Annotated in this window: 19 protein-coding genes; 11 read left to right on the top strand and 8 right to left on the bottom strand. The window is 73.2% G+C overall.

Annotation, left to right across the window (positions count from 1 at the left end; genetic code table 11):
- Positions 1 to 240: 240 nt before the first annotated feature.
- Positions 241 to 1,611, bottom strand: coding sequence for a DUF3152 domain-containing protein (locus ACGFMM_RS04520; protein WP_393643063.1), 1,371 nt, complete (start codon positions 1,609 to 1,611; stop codon positions 241 to 243).
- A gap of 6 nt (positions 1,612 to 1,617) precedes the next feature.
- Positions 1,618 to 2,580, bottom strand: coding sequence for an alpha/beta fold hydrolase (locus tag ACGFMM_RS04515; protein ID WP_393643061.1), 963 nt, complete (start codon positions 2,578 to 2,580; stop codon positions 1,618 to 1,620).
- A 140-nt stretch (positions 2,581 to 2,720) separates the two neighbouring features.
- Between ACGFMM_RS04515 and ACGFMM_RS04510 the strand changes: the two genes are divergently transcribed.
- From ACGFMM_RS04510 to ACGFMM_RS04495, 4 genes are all read left to right on the top strand, one after another.
- The gene (locus ACGFMM_RS04510; protein WP_393643059.1) at positions 2,721 to 2,948 is read left to right on the top strand and encodes a hypothetical protein; all 228 of its coding nucleotides are present in this window, start codon (positions 2,721 to 2,723) and stop codon (positions 2,946 to 2,948) included.
- Positions 2,949 to 3,113: 165 nt separating this feature from the next.
- Positions 3,114 to 3,773 (top strand): TetR/AcrR family transcriptional regulator, encoded by a 660-nt coding sequence (locus tag ACGFMM_RS04505; protein WP_393643058.1) that lies wholly within the window; start codon positions 3,114 to 3,116, stop codon positions 3,771 to 3,773.
- Positions 3,774 to 3,906: 133 nt separating this feature from the next.
- Positions 3,907 to 4,134 (top strand): DUF3107 domain-containing protein, encoded by a 228-nt coding sequence (locus tag ACGFMM_RS04500; protein WP_393643056.1) that lies wholly within the window; start codon positions 3,907 to 3,909, stop codon positions 4,132 to 4,134.
- 153 nt (positions 4,135 to 4,287) lie between these two features.
- The gene (locus ACGFMM_RS04495) at positions 4,288 to 4,557 is read left to right on the top strand and encodes a hypothetical protein (protein ID WP_393643054.1); all 270 of its coding nucleotides are present in this window, start codon (positions 4,288 to 4,290) and stop codon (positions 4,555 to 4,557) included.
- Between the two features lie 47 nt (positions 4,558 to 4,604).
- Here the strand turns inward: ACGFMM_RS04495 and ACGFMM_RS04490 are convergent, their stop codons facing one another.
- Positions 4,605 to 5,366: a ferritin-like fold-containing protein gene (locus tag ACGFMM_RS04490; RefSeq protein ID WP_393643052.1), complete on the bottom strand. Its 762-nt coding sequence runs from the start codon at positions 5,364 to 5,366 to the stop codon at positions 4,605 to 4,607.
- A gap of 494 nt (positions 5,367 to 5,860) precedes the next feature.
- Here ACGFMM_RS04490 and ACGFMM_RS04485 point away from each other — a divergent pair, with 494 nt between their 5' ends.
- The 3 genes from ACGFMM_RS04485 (at position 5,861) to ACGFMM_RS04475 (ending at position 9,497) form a co-directional block, all read left to right on the top strand.
- Positions 5,861 to 8,260, top strand: a complete 2,400-nt coding sequence (locus ACGFMM_RS04485) for a DEAD/DEAH box helicase (RefSeq protein WP_393643050.1) — start codon at positions 5,861 to 5,863, stop codon at positions 8,258 to 8,260.
- A gap of 91 nt (positions 8,261 to 8,351) precedes the next feature.
- The gene (locus ACGFMM_RS04480) at positions 8,352 to 9,233 is read left to right on the top strand and encodes an alpha/beta fold hydrolase (RefSeq protein WP_393643048.1); all 882 of its coding nucleotides are present in this window, start codon (positions 8,352 to 8,354) and stop codon (positions 9,231 to 9,233) included.
- 111 nt (positions 9,234 to 9,344) lie between these two features.
- Positions 9,345 to 9,497 (top strand): hypothetical protein, encoded by a 153-nt coding sequence (locus ACGFMM_RS04475; protein WP_393643046.1) that lies wholly within the window; start codon positions 9,345 to 9,347, stop codon positions 9,495 to 9,497.
- A 99-nt stretch (positions 9,498 to 9,596) separates the two neighbouring features.
- Here ACGFMM_RS04475 and ACGFMM_RS04470 read toward each other — a convergent pair whose 3' ends face one another.
- The 4 genes from ACGFMM_RS04470 to ACGFMM_RS04455 all read right to left on the bottom strand — a co-directional run bounded on the left by ACGFMM_RS04470 (position 9,597) and on the right by ACGFMM_RS04455 (position 12,856).
- A complete protein-coding gene (locus tag ACGFMM_RS04470) occupies positions 9,597 to 10,202 on the bottom strand; it encodes a MarC family protein (protein ID WP_393643044.1) in 606 nt (201 codons plus the stop codon).
- Between the two features lie 281 nt (positions 10,203 to 10,483).
- On the bottom strand, positions 10,484 to 11,344 hold the full coding sequence (locus ACGFMM_RS04465) for a PHP domain-containing protein (RefSeq protein ID WP_393643042.1): 861 nt from the start codon (positions 11,342 to 11,344) through the stop codon (positions 10,484 to 10,486).
- Positions 11,345 to 11,498: 154 nt separating this feature from the next.
- Positions 11,499 to 12,137, bottom strand: coding sequence for a DUF6758 family protein (locus ACGFMM_RS04460; protein ID WP_393643041.1), 639 nt, complete (start codon positions 12,135 to 12,137; stop codon positions 11,499 to 11,501).
- A gap of 128 nt (positions 12,138 to 12,265) precedes the next feature.
- A complete protein-coding gene (locus ACGFMM_RS04455; protein WP_393643039.1) occupies positions 12,266 to 12,856 on the bottom strand; it encodes a suppressor of fused domain protein in 591 nt (196 codons plus the stop codon).
- 447 nt (positions 12,857 to 13,303) lie between these two features.
- Here ACGFMM_RS04455 and ACGFMM_RS04450 point away from each other — a divergent pair, with 447 nt between their 5' ends.
- Together ACGFMM_RS04450 and ACGFMM_RS04445 are read left to right on the top strand one after the other, a co-directional pair.
- A complete protein-coding gene (locus tag ACGFMM_RS04450) occupies positions 13,304 to 14,446 on the top strand; it encodes a magnesium and cobalt transport protein CorA (protein ID WP_393643037.1) in 1,143 nt (380 codons plus the stop codon).
- A gap of 35 nt (positions 14,447 to 14,481) precedes the next feature.
- Complete coding sequence (locus ACGFMM_RS04445; RefSeq protein ID WP_393643035.1) at positions 14,482 to 14,991, top strand: hypothetical protein; 510 nt, start codon at positions 14,482 to 14,484, stop codon at positions 14,989 to 14,991.
- A gap of 22 nt (positions 14,992 to 15,013) precedes the next feature.
- On the opposite strand, the gene ACGFMM_RS04440 is transcribed toward ACGFMM_RS04445, so the two are convergent.
- On the bottom strand, positions 15,014 to 15,781 hold the full coding sequence (locus tag ACGFMM_RS04440; protein WP_393643034.1) for a hypothetical protein: 768 nt from the start codon (positions 15,779 to 15,781) through the stop codon (positions 15,014 to 15,016).
- 218 nt (positions 15,782 to 15,999) lie between these two features.
- On the opposite strand from ACGFMM_RS04440, the gene ACGFMM_RS04435 reads away from it, so the two are divergent.
- Complete coding sequence (locus ACGFMM_RS04435; RefSeq protein WP_393643032.1) at positions 16,000 to 17,265, top strand: magnesium transporter MgtE N-terminal domain-containing protein; 1,266 nt, start codon at positions 16,000 to 16,002, stop codon at positions 17,263 to 17,265.
- Positions 17,258 to 17,857: a DUF1003 domain-containing protein gene (locus ACGFMM_RS04430; protein WP_393643030.1), complete on the top strand. Its 600-nt coding sequence runs from the start codon at positions 17,258 to 17,260 to the stop codon at positions 17,855 to 17,857. Before ACGFMM_RS04435 ends, ACGFMM_RS04430 begins: the two co-directional genes overlap by 8 nt.
- Positions 17,858 to 17,898: the final 41 nt, after the last annotated feature.

Genomic DNA, 17,898 nt, shown 5'->3' with positions numbered 1-17,898 from the left:
ACCCCCCCCCCCCCCCCCCCCCCCCCCCCCCCCCCCCCCCCCCCCCCCCCCCCCACCCCCCCCCCCCCCCCCCCCCCCCCCCCCCCCCCCCCCCCCCCCCCCCCCCCCCCCCCCCCCCCCCCCCCCCCCCCCCCCCCCCCCCCCCACCGGAAGGGGTGAATGCGCGTGACTTTCCCACCGCGGTCGCGTTCCGTCGCGGTACGAGGCTCCGCGACTACGCTCCGTCAGGCCATGGGGAGATCAACCCCCGGGATGCACCCAGGGGTTGGGGCGGCACCTGACGCCGTCGATGTCCAGGGACTTGGTCTGCTGCTGCATCACCGGGGCGAGCGCGCCCTCGGTGCGACAGGTGACGTGCCCGTGGCCGAGCCGGTGGCCGACCTCGTGGTTGATGAGCATCTGCCGGTAGGGGTGCATGGCCTTCGGGCCGAAGGTCTCGGAGCCCTGTGCCCAGCGGAAGGCGTTGATCATCACGCGCTGGGTGGAGGCGGAGTCGCAGGAGACGTTGTCGACCGTGGTGTCCAGGCCGGACTTGGCGCACCACTCGCCGGTGGTGCCGGGGCTGGCCAGGGTGATGACGAACTCGGGGTCGCCGCTGGAGATCCGCTCGAAGGTCATCGCGCCCTTGCCGGCCCAGCTGCGCCGGTCGTTGAGGGTCAGCTGCACGGCCTGGGCGAACAGCTCGGGGTCGAGCCCGAGGCCCTTCTCGACGTCCACCCGGTACCGGATCTTGTCGCCCTTGCCGGGGGCCTTGTCGAAACCGGGCACGGCCTCGAAGCCCCCGGACCCCTTGAGCTTGGGGTCGATCGGGAACTGGCGGGTCATCAGCTGTTCGTACGTGGGCGGCGCGGGCACCGCGGGCGCCGCGGGCACCTGCTGCGACGGCGTGGCCCGGTCGTCGGAGCGGTCGGAGCGGTTCCCGTCGGTGCCCTCGACGGCGCGTCCGGTCTCGCCGACGGCCCGCTCGGCGGAGGAGCGGGTGTCCGGGTCGATGACCTGGCCGGCGACGACGACGGCGAGCACGGTGGTGACGGCGGCGGCCGCGACGCCGGTGAGGGTACGGCCGGCCCGGCCCTTCCTGCTCTCGGCTTCGGGCTGCTCGTCGGCGTCGAAGCCGGAATCGGGAGACGGGTCGGCGTCGAAGGCCGCGAGGTCCTCGGGGCGGGGCCGGTGCCGCTGTGCCGGTATCGGCGAGGGGCCCTGCGGGGCGGCGCGGCGAGGCGTGCCCTGCCAGTCGCCGTAGCGCTGGGGCTGCGGGGCGCCTTCGGGGTGCTCGGGGTGCCCGCCGCGCACCTCGGCGCCGGGGCGGGCGCCGCCGTACGGGCCGGGGGCCCGGCCGTACGCGGGAGTGCCGTGCGCGGGCGTTCCGTACTGCGGCGTGCCGTGGGCGGGGGTCCCGTACTGAGGAGTCCCGTGCGGCGGGGTGCCGTACTGGCCGGTGCCGTGCTGCGGCGTCCCGTGCGGCGGCGTGCCGTACTGCGGTGTGCCGTGCGGCGGCGTCTCGGTGGCCGTGCCGGCGGCGTGGCGGCGGCGGCCCGAGCCGGGCCCCGCCGCTTTCGGCTCCCCTGGTTCGGGCTGGGGAGCGGGGCCCTTACGACTGTGTCGTCCCACCCCGGGTCAGCTCCCGCCGTCGTTGTCGTCGATCAGTTCGCGGACGGCCGCCGCGACCGTATCCGGATACTCCATCATGGCCACGTGCCCGGCCTCCGGCAGGGTCAGCAGCCGCGAGCCGCGGAACGCCGCGGCCGCCCTGCGGGCCATACGGTACGAGACGAGCTGGTCGCGTCCGCCGTAGACGAGGAGCGTCGGGGCGAGCACCCGCTCGGCCTGCCGCCACAGTCCGTGCTGGCCACCGAGGGTGTACGCGTCCACGATGCCGCGGGCGGAGCGGGCCATGGCGTCCCAGAAGTAGGGGAGCTCCAGCCGGCGCTCCATCTCCTCCACGGCGTGTCGCAGGCCCTCGGGTGTCACCCGTCCGGGGTCTCCGTAACAGAGTCCGAGTACTCCTCGAACGCGCTGTTCGGGCGTCCAGTCCTGGGTGAGCCGGGCGAACAGCGGGGCCGCGCCGGGCAGCGCGAGCAGCGCGGTCGGCCAGGCGCTGCGCTGGACGCGCACTTCGGGCAGCGCGGGCGAGACGAGAGTAAGGGTGCGCACCAGGTCGGGGCGGACGGCGGCGACGCGGGTGACCGTGGCGCCGCCGAGCGAGTTGCCGACCAGGTGGACCGGGCCCCGGCCTGCCGCGTCGAGATAACGGATGACGGCGCGGGCGTGTCCGGTGACCGAGTAGTTGCCGTCGTCCGGCGGCGGCGAGTCGCCGAAGCCGGGCAGGTCCAAGGCCTCGCCGTCGACCTTGTCGGCGAGCAGCGGCATCATCGTGGACCAGTTCAGCGAGGAGCCGCCGAGGCCGTGCACGTACAGCGCGGGCGGCAGGCCGGCGCGCACGGCGGGCCGGGCCCGGACGGTGAGCGTGAGCCCGGGCAGCGCCACGGAGCGCAGCTCCTCCCCCTCGGCGACCCGGACCTCGCGGGCCCGCGAGGCGGGGGCGACGGTCCGGGTTTCCGGGAGCTCGGTCGAAGACATGGCAGCGATATTACGAGACGATCACGCCGGGACGCGTGTGTGTGGCGTCACAGGTTCGGCCCGGCGTCGCGTGCGGGGGACCCCGCATGCTCCTAGGCTCGTAGGAGAGGGATCCATCGGACGCCCCCGAGAGGAACCTGATGACCGTCGATCCGTCCGAACCCGACACATTCGCCGAGGATGCAGAGGAAGCTGAGGCCGCAGTGCTGGACGAGGAGATCCCCGAGGCCGACGCCGCCGAACAGCACGCCGAACTGCAGCAACGCGCCGACGACCGGCTGACGCACATCGACAAGGACCGCGCCAGTGAGGGCGACGCGGCCGAGCAGGCACGGGTCGTGACGCTGGACGAGGACGACTACCGCTGATTTGCTCCGTTTGACATTGTTTAACGTGTTTAACGTTGAATCAACGACTGTCCTGGGCGTCCGGTCCGTGAAATTCTCAGTCCGCACGGCGCACAGCCGGGTTACCGAAACGTACGATGGCGGGCGCGACGCCACAGCGCGCATGGATCGAACTTGGGAGGCGGCGTGAGCGCCATCGAGCAGACAGAGGCGGCGCGCCCGCGGGGCACGCGCCTGCCGCGCCGAGCCCGACGGAACCAGCTCCTCGGAGCCGCCCAGGAGGTCTTCGTCGCGCAGGGGTACCACTCCGCCGCGATGGACGACATCGCCGAGCGCGCCGGTGTCAGCAAGCCGGTGCTCTACCAGCACTTCCCGGGGAAGCTCGAGCTCTACCTGGCCCTGCTCGACCAGCACTGCGAGGCGCTGCTGCACTCCGTGCGGACGGCGCTCGCCTCCACCAATGACAACAAGCTCCGCGTCGCCGCGACGATGGACGCCTACTTCGCGTACGTGGAGGACGAGGGCGGCGCGTTCCGGCTGGTCTTCGAGTCCGACCTGACCAACGAGCCCGCGGTGCGCGAGCGCGTGGACCGGGTGAGCCTGCAGTGCGCCGAGGCGATCTCCGAGGTGATCGCCGAGGACACCGGCCTGTCGACCGACGAGTCGATGCTGCTCGCGGTGGGCCTCGGCGGCGTGTCCCAGGTGGTCGCCCGCTACTGGCTGAACAGCGGCTCCGGCATCCCGCGCGACAAGGCGGTGCAGCTGCTGACCTCGCTGGCGTGGCGCGGCATCGCCGGCTTCCCGCTGCACGGCGCGGAGCAGCACCTGAGCGCCGAGGGCCACTGACCCGACGGGCCGGCGCCGGGCTGTTCGCTCCTGGCGTTCTCCGAGCGGCCGTGGCACGTCCCCGTACCGGGCTAATCTGTGCAGCGTACGGCGCGGGGATCGCGCATCACTGACCGTTCGGAGGGACATAGCCGTGGAGGTCAAGATCGGCGTGCAGCACGCGCCCCGGGAGATCGTTCTGGAGAGCGGGCAGTCCGCCGAGGAGGTCGAGCGCCTGGTGGCCGACGCGCTGGCCGGCAAGGCGCAGCTGCTCAGCCTGACGGACGAGAAGGGCCGCAGGGTCCTGATCCCGGCGGACCGGATCGCCTACGTGGAGCTCGGCGAGCCCGCGACGCGTCGGGTGGGCTTCGGCGCGCTCTGAGCCGACGAGGTGACATGAGAAGGGCCCGGCGGGCGACCGCCGGGCCCTTTCGTCGTGTGCACACGCGATGGGGAGGATTGCCTTCCGGGCGCCCCGGGTAGGACGAGCGTTGACCGTTTTGCCCGCCCCGCCCCGCACGCGAGGTGATTCGCCGTGATCCTGGAAGCTCTCGGAGCCGCGCTGCTCGGACTGGCCCTGGCCTGGGGCGCCGTGCACCGGATGCCCGACCGCCTCCCCGTCCGCGGAGCCGTGCTGACGACGGGCTCGCTGGGCGCCGTGTTCGGCGCCCTGCTCGCCCACGGCGCGCTCGGCCCCGGCCATGTCACGGCCACACTGGTCGGCGCGCTCGCCGTCGCGGCGGTGCTGCTCTCGCTGCTCCTGCGCCCGGCGAACCGCCGGCTGCGCCGCTCAGCGGCGGTGTGAGAGGACGGTGGGGCAACCCCGGTGAAAGCGGCCGCACTTCGGCGTGGTTACGCCGCCAGACCCAGCGCGGCCATCCGCTTGGTGTGCGCCTCGGTGATCCGGGAGAACATCCGGCCCACCTCGGCCAGGTCGAAACCGTCGGCCACCCCGCCGACCAGCATCGTCGACAGCGCGTCCCGCTCCGCGACGACGCGCTGCGCCTGCGACAGCGCCTCGCCCATCAGCCGCCGCGCCCACAGCGCGAGCCGGCCGCCGACCCGCGGGTCGGCGTCGATCGCGGCACGCACCTTCTCCACGGCGAAGTTGCCGTGCCCGGTGTCGTCGAGCACCGACAGCACAAGGCCGCGGGTGTCGGAGTCGAGCCGCACCGCGACCTCGCGGTAGAAGTCGCTGGCGATCGAGTCGCCCACGTACGCCTTGACCAGGCCCTCCAGCCAGTCCGACGGAGCGGTCTGCCGGTGGAAGTCGTCGAGCGCCTTCGCGAACGGCTCCATGGCCGCGGTCGGGTCCTCGTCGATCGCGGTCAGCCGGTTCCGCAGCTGCTCGAAGTGGTGGAACTCGGCGGAGGCCATCTTCGCCAGCTCCGCCTTGTCCGCCAGCGTCGGGGCGAGCTTGGCGTCCTCGGCGAGCCGCTCGAAGGCCGCGAGCTCGCCGTAGGCCAGCGCGCCCAGCAGGTCGACGACCGCGGCGCGGTACTGCGGCTCGGCGGACGCGGCGGCCCAGTCCTGGGCGGCGATCCCGGTGTGTTCGGCGGGGGTCTCCGCCTCGTCGCGGGTCTCGGCGTTCTCGGCGTTGTCAGGCGTCTCCATGGACCGCACAATAGCCCGCTCCCCGCCCCGTGGAAGGTCCCGAAGCCCCTGGTCAGTCACTGTGACCTCGCACTCCCCACCATTTCTCCCGACACGCCTGCGCGATTAGGGGGTACAGTGGTAAAGCGCCTGCCGAGTATGCAGACAAGTTTTCGCATGTTCGCCCGTACTCGGTGGGCCGGCTCATGAATGAGGATGCCCGGTCGGTGGCCCGGCTGGCTCCGACCCGACAGCCCTCCCAGCGCACATGCGGGAGGGGCCCTCAGCGGCATGACGCTCGAGCGACGGCAGTGGTCCCGCGCCACCCGACTGTGATCACACCCGATCCGGCCGGAAGTGATGCGGCACGGTACGACCCCCTTCGTTCGCCTCGCGCCGCGTCTCACAGAAGAGGCAGCACCCTGACTACCACGTTCCGAGAGCTCGGGATCCTTCCCGAGACCGCCGAAGCGCTCGAAGCCGTCGGCATCGTCAATCCCTTCCCCATCCAGGAGATGACGCTCCCGGTCGCCCTCTCCGGCACCGACGTCATCGGCCAGGCCAAGACCGGCACGGGCAAGACCCTCGGCTTCGGCCTGCCGATCCTGGAGCGCGTCACCGTCCCCGCCGACGTCGAGGCCGGCCGCGCGCGGCCCGAGCAGCTGACCGAGGCGCCGCAGGCGCTGGTCGTGGTCCCGACCCGCGAGCTGTGCCAGCAGGTCACCAACGACCTGCTGACCGCGGGCAAGGTCCGCAACGTGCGCGTGCTCGCCATCTACGGCGGCCGCGCGTACGAGCCCCAGGTCGAGGCCCTGAAGAAGGGCGTCGACATCGTCGTCGGCACCCCCGGCCGACTGCTCGACCTGGCCGGCCAGAAGAAGCTCGACCTGTCCCACGTCAAGGCCCTGGTCCTGGACGAGGCGGACGAGATGCTCGACCTGGGCTTCCTGCCCGACGTCGAGAAGATCATCAACATGCTTCCGGCGAAGCGTCAGACGATGCTGTTCTCGGCGACCATGCCGGGCGCGGTCATCGGCCTGGCCCGCCGCTACATGTCGCAGCCCACGCACATCCGCGCGACCTCGCCGGACGACGAGGGCGCGACGGTCGCCAACATCACGCAGCGCGTCTACCGCGCGCACTCCATGGACAAGCCGGAGCTGATCTCCCGCGTCCTGCAGGCCAACGGCCGCGGGCTCGCGATGATCTTCTGCCGTACGAAGCGCACGGCGGCCGACATCGCCGAGCAGCTGGAGCGCCGCGGCTTCGCGTCCGGCGCGGTCCACGGCGACCTCGGCCAGGGCGCCCGCGAGCAGGCGCTGCGCGCGTTCCGCAACGGCAAGGTGGACGTGCTCGTCTGCACCGACGTCGCCGCGCGCGGCATCGACGTCGAGGGCGTCACGCACGTCATCAACTACCAGTCGCCGGAGGACGAGAAGACGTTCCTCCACCGCGTCGGCCGCACCGGCCGCGCCGGTGCGAAGGGCACGGCGGTGACGCTGGTGGACTGGGACGACATCCCGCGCTGGCAGCTGATCAACAAGGCACTGGGGCTGGACTTCCACGACCCGGTCGAGACCTACTCCAGCTCCCCGCACCTCTTCGAGGAGCTGGACATCCCCGCGGGCACCAAGGGCATCCTGCCCCGCGCCGAGCGGACCCGTGCGGGTCTGGACGCGGAGGAGCTCGAGGACCTGGGCGAGCCGGGCGGCCGCCGTGGCCGTTCCGGCCGGGGCGAGCGCGGCGACCGGGTCGAGCGCGCCGAGGAGCGTCCGGCCCGTACGCGGACGCCGCGTCAGCGCCGCCGCACCCGCGGCGGTTCGGCGCTGGACGAGTCCGTGGCCGCGACGCCGGCCGTCGAGACGACCCCCGTCGACGCCGCGACCGCGGACGCCGACCTGACGACCGCGCCGCGCACGCCGCGCCGCCGTCGCCGTACTCGTCCGGGCGCCGGCCCGGCCACCGTCCCGGCCGCTGCCGCGCCGGTGGCGGAGGTCCCGGCCCCGGCTCCCGCCGAGGCTCCGGCTCCCGCTGCGGTTCCGGCCGCCGCTCCGGCCCCGGTTTCGGCCCCGGCCGAGGAGACCGCGCCGAAGCAGCGCCGTCGCCGTACCCGCTCGTCGGCCCCCGAGGCCGCGGTCGCGGTCGCGGAGGCCCCGGTGGCCCAGGCCCCCGTCGCCCCGCGCCGCCGCGCCCGTGTGGTGCGTCCGTCGACGGAGCCCGAGATCGGCTTCCAGACCGTGGAGAGCGTCCTGGCTGCCCAGGCCGCCGCGGCCCCCGTCGCCGAGCCGGTCGCGGAGGAGCCGAAGACGGCTCCTCGTCGCCGCACGGTGAAGAAGGTCGCGGAGGCCCCGGTCGCCGAGACGGTCGAGGCCGTCGAGGAGACCAAGCCCCGTCGCCGTACGGTCAAGAAGGCCGTCGAGGCCCCGGTCGCGGAGCCGGCCGAGGCCGTGGTCGAGGTCAAGCCGCGCCGTCGTGTCGTCAGGAAGGCCACGACCACCGTGGCCCCCGAGGCCCCGGTCGCGGAGCCGGCCGAGGCCGCCGAGGCCGTGGTCGAGGTCAAGCCGCGCCGTCGCGTGGTCAGGAAGGCCACGACCACCGTGGCCCCCGAGGCCCCGGCCGCCGAGGCCGTCGAGGCCGAGGCCGAGACGAAGCCGCGTCGCCGTACGGCCAAGAAGGCCGTGGCCGCCGAGGCCCCGGTCGCCGAGACGGCCGAGGTCGAGGCCAAGCCGCGCCGCCGCACCGTCAAGAAGGCCGCCGAGGCGCTGGTGGAGGCGGCGGTCGAGACCGTCGCCGAGACCAAGCCGCGTCGCCGCACGACCAAGAAGGCCGTGGCGGCCGAGGCTCCGGACGCGTCCGAGCCGAAGACCCCGCGTCGCCGGACCACGAAGAAGGCCGCGGCCCAGCCGGAGAGCTGAGCCCCACGCCCGTGACACCGCGGCCCGGTCCCTTCCCAGGGACCGGGCCGCGGTCGTCTCTCCCTCCCGACCTGCGGATACAGTCGCTGCTATGAGCAAGCCCCGCTCCCTCGCGCTGCCGCCCCGCACCCGGGCCCGCCGACTGACCACCGCGCGCGGCGACTTCGCCGTGCTCGACACGGAGCCGCCGGGCGAACGGCGCGGCACCGCGCTGCTGCTGCCCGGCTACACGGGCAGCAAAGAGGACTTCCTGGCGCTCCTCGGCCCGCTGAGCGAGGCCGGATACCGGGTCGTGGCCGTCGACGGCCGCGGTCAGCACGAGACACCGGGGCCGCGCGGCCGGGCCGCGTACCGCCGGCGGGCGCTGGCGCTGGACGCGGTGGCGCAGGCGGCGGCGCTGGACGACGGCCCGGTGCATCTGCTGGGCCATTCCTTCGGCGGCCTGGTCGCGCGGGCGGCGGCCGGCGCGGCGCCGGGCGTGTTCCTTTCGCTGACGCTGCTGTCGTCGGGCCCGGGGCGGGTCGCACGGCCGCAGCGCATCCGCGTACGGGCGCTGCGCGGGGCGCTGGCGCTGCTGCCGAAGGAGCGTGTGTGGCGCGCGACGCGCTGGCTGGACAGCCGGGGCGAGGAGCCGGGCGCGGCGGACCCGCCGGAGCTGGTGTCGTTCCTGCGGCGTCGCTGGATGCGCACGCGGATCGCCCAACTGGCGGGCGCGGGACGGTTGTTGCTGAGCGATGCGGAGGGTGCGGCGGAGCTGTCGGCGCTGCCGCTGCCGCTGCACCTCGCGTACGGCGCGGACGAGATGGTCTGGCCGGTGCCGTATCTGGCGGCGGTGGCCGCGCAGACGGGCGCGGAGCACACGGTGGTGGCGGGCGCGGGGCACTCCCCCAACGTCTCGCATCCGAAGGAGCTGGCGGAGCGGCTGGCGGCGTTCTGGTCGATGGCGGAGCGGGTCGTACCGATCAGTAGTTAGCCATCCAAAAAATTTCCTTAGCGTAGGGAATGTTTGCGGGCGCATGCAGGTTGTCACCCGACGACACACAGTTCTCCTCAGGAGGATCAACTCAGACGAAGGGAGAAGCCCGTGCGCTTCGAAATTCTGCGACTCGACGACATCGACGGCACGCCCGTCGACCGCACCGTCGTGGACGCCGCCTCCGTCAACCGGATCGTGCAGCAGGCCGCCTCGATCGGCCAGCGCATCTGGATCCGCCCGGCCGACGCCTCGGCCTCGTAACGCCGTACGCAGGACCCACGCACCGCGCCCCCGCACGGACTCCGGAATCCGGAATCCGTACGGGGGCGCAGTGGTGTGCGGCGGGCGCCGCGGCGGGGCTCAGGCCCCCTGGATCACCTGGGTGACACCGTTGATGATCTGCTGCACGGCGATGGCGGAGAGCATCATGCCGGCGAGGCGGGTGACGAGGACGACGCCGCCGTCCTTGATCAGGCGGATGATCACGAGCGAGTAGCGCATGGTCAGCCAGAGCACGACGTGCATGGCGACGATGGCGGCCCAGACGGAGATCTGCGCGTCCACGCCGTCGGCGTGCTGCACCGCGAGGATCACGGAGACGATCGCGCCGGGTCCGGCGAGCAGCGGCATGCCGAGCGGGACGAGGGCGACGTTGACGTCCTTGGTCTGCTTGGGCTCGTCGGTCTTGCCGGTGAGCAGGTCGAGCGCGATGAGCAGCAGGAGCAGACCGCCGGCGATCATCAGGGCCGGGACGGAGACGTGCAGGTACGCGAGGATCTGCTGGCCGAGGATGCCGAACACGGTGATGACGCCGAAGGCCACGGCGACGGCCTGCCAGGCCATGCGCCGCTGCACCTTGGCGGGGCGGCCCGAGGTGAGGGCGAGGAAGATCGGCGTGATCCCGGGCGGGTCCATGATCACGAAGAGGGTCAGAAACAGCGAGCCGAAGACGGCGACGTCGAACACGGTGAGCCTTGCAGGAGTGGGTGGGGTGTAGGTGGGGACCCGGCACGCGACGTACGGAACCGGAAGCTCCGGTACCGGCCTCATGACGGTCGGGGCCGAGGCGGGGGCGCATCGGGAAGGGCCGGACCGCGGCCCTCGGTCACGGGACGGACGGCGGGGCGTCGGTCGTGGTCGTGGGGCGGGTCCGGCGGGTTCGCCCGCCGGCGCTCGCGACGGCCGGGCCCCGGTCGGGGCCGGCCGCGGGTGCCGGATCGGGCGGTGGCCGCAGCGGCGGCCAGGGCCTAGGCGCGTCCTCCGGTCCCGGGGACCGGGAAGGCGCCGGTGGCACGGCGGGTGATCTCGCCGTAGATCTCGGGGTCCGTGGTGAACTCGCCGAGGACGCAGGTCTTGCGGCTGCCGTGGTAGTCACTGGAGCCGGTCGCGAGCAGACCCAGCTCCCCGGCCAGGCCGCGCAGCCGCACCCGGGTGGCCTCGTCGTGGTCCATGTGGTCGACCTCGATGCCGTCCAGACCGGCGGCGGCGAGGCGGGCGATGGCGTCCTCCGGGACGACCTCGCCGCGCTTGACGGCGAGCGGGTGCGCGAAGACGGTGACGCCGCCGGCGGCCTTGACCAGGCGAATGGCGTCGAAGGGGTCGAGCTCGTGCTTCTCGACGTACGCGCGGCCGCCGTCGGCGAGCCAGTCCGGGGTGAAGGCCCCGGACACGTCCGGTACGACGCCCAGCTCGACGAGCGCCTCGGCGACGTGCGGGCGGCCCACGGAGCCGTCGCCGGCGATCCGGGCGACCTGCTCCCAGGTGACGGGCACGCCGAGGTCCTGGAGCTTGGCGACCATGGCGCGGGCGCGCGGCACCCGGTCGTCCCGCACGAGCTCGCGCTCGCGCGCCAGCTCGGGCTCCTCGGGGTCGAAGAGGTACGCGAGCATGTGCAGCCCGATGCCGTCGATCCGGCAGGAGAGCTCGGCGCCGGTGACGAGGGTGAGCCCCTCGGGCACCGCGGCGACGGCCTCGGCGTACCCGCGGGTCGTGTCGTGGTCGGTCAGCGCGACCACGTCGAGCCCGGCGGCGGCCGCGTTGCGGACCAGCTCGGCGGGGGTGTCCGTACCGTCGGAGGCCGTGGAGTGGGTGTGCAGGTCGATACGCACGACGCGTGACTCCAACCGGGCTCGGAACGGACTGGGGGGACGCCCCAGCATAGCGGCCGAACCCCCCGCCCCTCTCCACGCCGAACTCCGCCTCGGTGCGCAGGCGCCGAGGCGGGTGTCCCGTCATGGGCGGGCGGCTGCGCCCGACCGTGGCTCAGGACAGCAGGCGTGGGGTCAGGGCGCCGCAGGGGAGGAGTTCGACTTCCGCGCCGGCGTCCCGCAGGTCCGTCAGGACCAGTTCGTCGTACATCAGGAGGCCCGACTGCTCGGGCCAGACGATGGCCCAGAGCCAGAGGCCGCGGGCCTCGCCGGCGAAGACGGCGCGGTCCGTCGGGCCGCCGTTGACGTGCCAGAGCGGGGTCGGGCGGCCGGCGGCGAGCACCTTGGCCTGCGGCGGCTTCTCGACGTTCATGCCGGGGCCGGGGTCCGGGCCGTCCATGCCCGCGTACCGCGCGCCGAGACCGACGCCGAGCTCCTCCGCCACCAGCACCAGCTCGCCGATGCCGCCCAGCGGCCCGGGCCCCGAGCAGGCCACCGCCGTGGCGCGGCCTCCGCTTCTGTCGTCCCCGGCGCACGCGACCCCGGTGAACAGCCAGCCGACCGGCAGTGGCCACGGCATCCAGACGGGTACCTGGGCGCGGTGCACCACCACCCCCAGGGCCTCCACACTGGGCGGGACCACCGGTTGCAGCGGGTGCACGGTTCCGTGCACGGCGCACTGCCAGGAGTCGGCGAAGAGACCGGGCGCCCTGACCCGGCCACCACACTTCGGGCAACTGGGTTCGCCCCTCATAGGGCTCAACGGTGCTCCCCGGTCGGCGAGACGTCAAGGACGATCACCCGTCCGGAGTGGGGCAATCCGCCGAGTGACGGCATACCGCTCGGCCGTTCGAGGGATCGCACGGCCCTCCCGGTGTGCCGTCAGTCCAGCGTGACCGGCCGGCGCAGCGGGTCGCGCAGGTCCGTCCCCTTCGCCAGCCACCGCTCCTCCAGCGCCTGCGCCCCGTGCACCCGCTTCCACGCCGCCTCGTTCGGCGTCATCGGCAGCAGCGGCAGGAACCGCACCGGTTCCATCGGCTCCTCCAGGTCCAGGTCCTCCACCAGGCCGCCCGACTGTGCGACAAGCACGGAGGTGAACGGGGCCTCGGGCCACAGCGGTTCACCGACGTCCAGCGAGGCCCCGGGCGCCACGACGACGCCCTCGACCTGCGGCGAGGCCGCGAGCACCGCCAGCGGCCGGAGCACCTTGTCGGTGTCCGCGATCCCCGCCCGTACCGTCAGCACCAGTTCGGCGCGGGGCCCCTTCACCGGGTCGGCCAGCACCGCCGTCGGGTCCGCCATCGGCTGCGCGGACATGCCGAGGGTCGCGTACCGCACCAGCCCGTCACCGCCCGCACTGAAGCGGAGTACCTCGATCCGGTCCGTGCCGAGGAACGTCACCGCGGCCCGCGCGTCCGGTTCGCCGAGCGCCGTGAGCAACCGGGCCTCGACAAGAGCAAGAACTTCTCCCATGCGGCGAGCATAAAGCGCGTATGGAACGGGCAAAGGAAGGGATTGACCCTCTGTCGGCTGATAGTCTTGGCCGCTGGTCGGGTGTCCCGACTGCACGTCATCACGTCATCCCCTACGGGGGACCGGCCGGAGGAGGTGGGGCTGCGGTGAATCGAAGTCGATCGGGCAGTACCAACCGCTCTTCCGCCCTGCCGCACCTCGCCCAGGTGCATCCCTCCCGCTGATTTCCCGCTCCCGCGGGTTCCTCGCGGTCGCCCGCGCTCCGGCGCCGGGCCTGTCGCACGACGGAAGAGCATCTCGCCTTTACCTGTCTGTAGCGAACGCCGTCACCGCGTCCGAAGCGGTGCCGCCCGCTTTGCGGACGTGGGATGCAGCACTGTTCCTCGACGTCCTCATTCCGGGCTGTGCCACGTCTCGCCGACGGCCTCTCCGTGAAGGAGCCCGCCCATGTCGATGATCCGTGACCTGCGCGCAGCGGTCCGCCCGTCCCTGCGCACCTCCCTCCGCAAGCCGGTCGGCGCGTACGGCGCCGCCGCCGCTCCGCCGTACGACCCCACCCGCGACCCGTCGGCCTCCTCCGCCGTCGTGGACTGCGCCGTGTACCGCGACGGCGGCCGCGTGGAGGACCGCGCCTGCCTGACCCCGCGCGAGGCCATGCACCGCGTACGGGAGGGCGGCGGCTTCGCCTGGATCGGTCTGCACGAGCCCACCGAGGCCGAGTTCGCCGGTATCGCCGCCGAGTTCGGGCTGCACCCGCTCGCCGTCGAGGACGCCGTGCACGCCCACCAGCGGCCCAAGCTGGAGCGGTACGACGACACCCTGTTCACGGTCTTCAAGACGATCCACTACGTCGAGCACGCCGAACTCACCGCCACCAGCGAGGTCGTGGAGACCGGCGAGGTGATGTGCTTCACCGGCCGGGACTTCGTCATCACGGTCCGGCACGGCGGGCAGGGCTCGCTGCGCAATCTGCGGCACCGCATGGAGGGCGAGCCGGAGCTGCTGGCCAAGGGGCCCTCCGCCGTGCTGCACGCCATCGCCGACCACGTCGTCGACGGCTACATCGCGGTCGCCGACGCGGTCGAGCTCGACATCGACCAGATCGAGATCGACGTCTTCTCGCCGCCGGCGAAGGGCTCCCGACGCGGTGCCGACACCGGCCGGATCTACCAGCTCAAGCGCGAGGTCCTGGAGTTCAAGCGGGCCGTGACCCCGCTGCTGCGGCCGATGCAGCTGCTGAGCGAGCGGCCGATGCGGCTGGTGGACCCCGACATCCAGAAGTACTTCCGGGACGTCGCCGACCACCTCGCCCGCGTCCAGGAGCAGGTCGTCGGCTTCGACGAGCTGCTGAACTCGATCCTGCAGGCCAACCTCGCGCAGGCGACGGTCACGCAGAACGAGGACATGCGCAAGATCACCTCGTGGGCCGCGATCATCGCCGTCCCGACGGCGGTCTGCGGCGTGTACGGCATGAACTTCGACTACATGCCGGAGCTGAGGTGGGAGTACGGCTACCCGGTGGTGATGACCGGGATCGCGGTCGTCTGTTTCGCCATCCACCGCACGCTCAAGCGCAACGGCTGGCTGTAGGCGGCCGCGCGGGGCGGGTCGCTAGGCTTCGTGCCATGAATGACGCGCTGCTCGGCCCCGCCCTCGTCGAGGAGGCCACGAAGAAGTCCGGCCTCATCTGGGTGAGGGGCGCGGGCCCGGCCCGGGCGCTGTGGCACGTCTGGTTCGACGGCGCCGCGCATGTCGTCGGCGACGGTCCGGGCGAGCAGCCGCTGCCCGGTCTGACGGCCGGCGGCACGGCCGAGGTGACCGTGCGCAGCAAGGACAAGGGCGGCCGGGTCGTCGCCTGGACGGCCGCCGTGACCGAACTCGCCCCGCACTCGGAGCAGTGGGAGGCGGCCGTGGCCGAGCTGAAGGGCAAGCGGCTGAACGCGCCCGACGGCGAGGCGATGCCCGAGCGCTGGGCGCGTGAGTGCCGGGTGCTGCGGCTGACCCCGCGCGACGCGATCACCGAACTGCCGGACGGATCGCTCGCCGCCGCCCCGCTGCCGACGGCGGCGACGACCCGCCGGCCGATCCCGGCGGGTCTGCCGAAACTGCTGCTGAAGCGCCGTAAGCGCCGCTGAGGGGGCCGAACGCGCGGGCCGGCTAGTCGGCCTTCGTCTTCGGCAGTTGCTTGCCGTAGTCGACGGTCTGCGCCTTCGCCGGCTCCGCCAGCGGGAAGTCCTTGTCCCACTCGGACAGCACCACCACGCCCGCTCCGCCGCCGCGCGCGAACTGCACCGGGTACGGGATGCCGTCCAGGGAGACGTCGAGGGTGCCGCCCTCGCCTTCCTGACCGCCCTTCACCTTGACCGTGCGGACGCCGCCGATGCGGTCCCGGTCGCCCTTCTCGACCTTGCCGTGCAGCCCCAGCAGCCCGTCGAGCAGCAGGTCCATGTCGGTGAAGCCGCGCAGCTGCTTGTACGACGGGTCGCCCTGCGGGACCACCACGTACTTGTCCTGCAGCTTGTCCGCGGCCTCCGTGTCGGCCGGCCCCGCCGACCCGCCGGCCTGCTCCTCGTGCGCCCAGAAGCCCGCGTCGGCCTTCAGGAACAGCGCCTCGCCCACCCGGAGCAGCTCGAAGGTGCTGTTCTTCGTCGTGACGGAGCCGGCCGCGCCGCCCTCCTTGAGCCGCATGTTCAGCTTGTACGTGCCGCCCTTGCTGACCAGCGTGCCCGAGAGGCGTACCGCCTTGGCCGCGTCCGCCGCCGACTGCGCCTTCTCCTCGATCGCCGTGGCGGAGAGCCTGCCGACGCCGTTGGTGCCCTCGTCCGGGTCCTCCGCGCAGCCCGCGAGCAGCGCCGTCAGACCGGCACAGAGCGCGACGGGGACGGCGGCCCTGCGGGCCCGCGTTGCCAGGGGGAGAGTGCTCACCGGCGCACTGCCTCTCGTCTGCCTGTGGAAGAGCGTGTGGGGGGGGTGCCTGGGCTTCCTGTACGGAGGCGGGGCAGACCGCAGCGTACCTGTGCCGCCGACCGCTCCCGGCAGGCAGCCGTACGGACTCGTTTCCGGAGCGCCACGGAACGGCACGGGCTAGCCTGAACCCGTCATAAAGCGGCAATTCATGACACGGGCGTGGAGGAGGCGCGGGCATGGCGGCAGGCGCCCCCCGGATCTTCGTCTCGCACCTCGCCGGGTCCCAGGTCTTCGACCCCAACGGCGACCAGGTCGGCCGGGTGCGCGACCTGGTCGCCATGCTCCGCGTCGGACGCCGCCCGCCCCGGCTGCTCGGCATGGTGGTCGAGGTGCTGAGCCGGCGCCGGATCTTCGTGCCGATGACCCGGATCACCGGAGTCGAGTCCGGCCAGGTGATCACCACCGGCGTGGTCAACATGCGGCGCTTCGAGCAGCGCCCGACCGAGCGGCTGGTCCTGGGCGAGCTGCTCGACCGGCGGGTGACGCTGGTGCAGACCGACGAGGAGGTCACCGTCCTGGACGTGGCCATCCAGCAGCTGCCGGCCCGCCGCGACTGGGAGATCGACCGGGTCTACGTCCGTCGCGGCAAGGCCGGGGTGCTGAGCCGCAAGGGCGAGACGATGACGGTCGAGTGGTCCGCGGTCACCGGCTTCTCCCTGGAGGAGGACGCGCAGGGCGCGGAGAGCCTGGTCGCCACCTTCGAGCGGATGCGCCCCGCGGACCTCGCGAACGTGCTGCACCATCTCTCCGCCAAGCGCCGCGCCGAGGTCGCCGCCGCCCTCGACGACGACCGGCTCGCCGACGTCCTGGAGGAGCTGCCGGAGGACGACCAGATCGAGATCCTCGGCAAGCTCAAGGAGGAGCGGGCCGCGGACGTCCTGGAGGCGATGGACCCGGACGACGCGGCCGACCTGCTCTCCGAGCTGCCGGAGGAGGACAAGGAGCGGCTGCTCACGCTGATGCGGCCGGACGACGCGGCCGACGTGCGCCGCCTGATGTCGTACGAGGAGCGGACCGCGGGCGGACTGATGACCACCGAGCCGATCGTGCTGCGCCCGGACTCCACGGTCGCGGACGCGCTGGCGCGGGTGCGCCAGCAGGACCTCTCGCCCGCGCTGGCCGCGCAGGTGTACGTGTGCCGGCCGCCGGACGAGACGCCGACCGGCAAGTTCCTGGGCACCGTGCACTTCCAGCGGCTGCTCCGGGACCCGCCGTTCACGCTGGTCAGCGCGCTGGTGGACAACGACCTGCCGCCGCTGGCCCCGGACACCCCGCTGCCTGCGGTGACGGGCTACCTGGCCGCGTACAACCTGGTCGCCGCGCCGGTGGTGGACGAGAGCGGCTCGCTGCTCGGCGCGGTCACGGTCGACGACGTCCTCGACCACCTGCTGCCGGAGGACTGGCGGGAGACGGACTTCCTGGCGGGCGCGGGCCATGGCTGAGCGCGAGCGGGAAAGGGACCGGGCCGAGCGGGAGCGGGGGCTGCCCCGCATCCGGCTCGACCTGCCGCGCGAGCGGCCGCTGCGGCTGCTCCCGGAGTACGACCCGGAGGCCTTCGGCCGGCTCTCGGAGCGGATCGCCCGCTTCCTCGGCACGGGCAGGTTCCTGGTCTGGATGACCCTGACGGTCATCGTCTGGATCGGGTGGAACGTGTTCGCGCCGGCCTCGCTGCGGTTCGACGAGTACCCGTTCATCTTCCTGACGCTGGCCCTGTCGCTGCAGGCCTCGTACGCCGCCCCGCTGATCCTGCTCGCGCAGAACCGGCAGGACGACCGGGACCGGGTCAACCTGGAGCAGGACCGCAAGCAGAACGAGCGGTCCATCGCCGACACCGAGTACCTGACCCGGGAGGTCGCGGCGCTGCGGATGCGCCTCGGCGAGGTCGCGACGCGGGACTGGATCCGCTCGGAGCTGCAGGACCTGCTGAAGGAGCTGGAGGAGCGGCAGGAGGAGCGGCACGGGGAGCGGCACGGAGAGCGGCGCGGTCTATTCCCGGCGGACGGCGACCGGCGGAGTGACGTACCCGACCGCTGAGATCCTTTCCAGGGCCGGTGGTCCGCGCCGTACCATCGTCG

Source organism: Streptomyces sp. NPDC048604 (genome assembly GCF_043199435.1).
Classification (GTDB): Bacteria; Actinomycetota; Actinomycetes; order Streptomycetales; family Streptomycetaceae; genus Streptomyces.
Note: the sequence above shows the minus strand (reverse complement) of the source record. Positions and strands in the feature narration are given on the sequence as shown.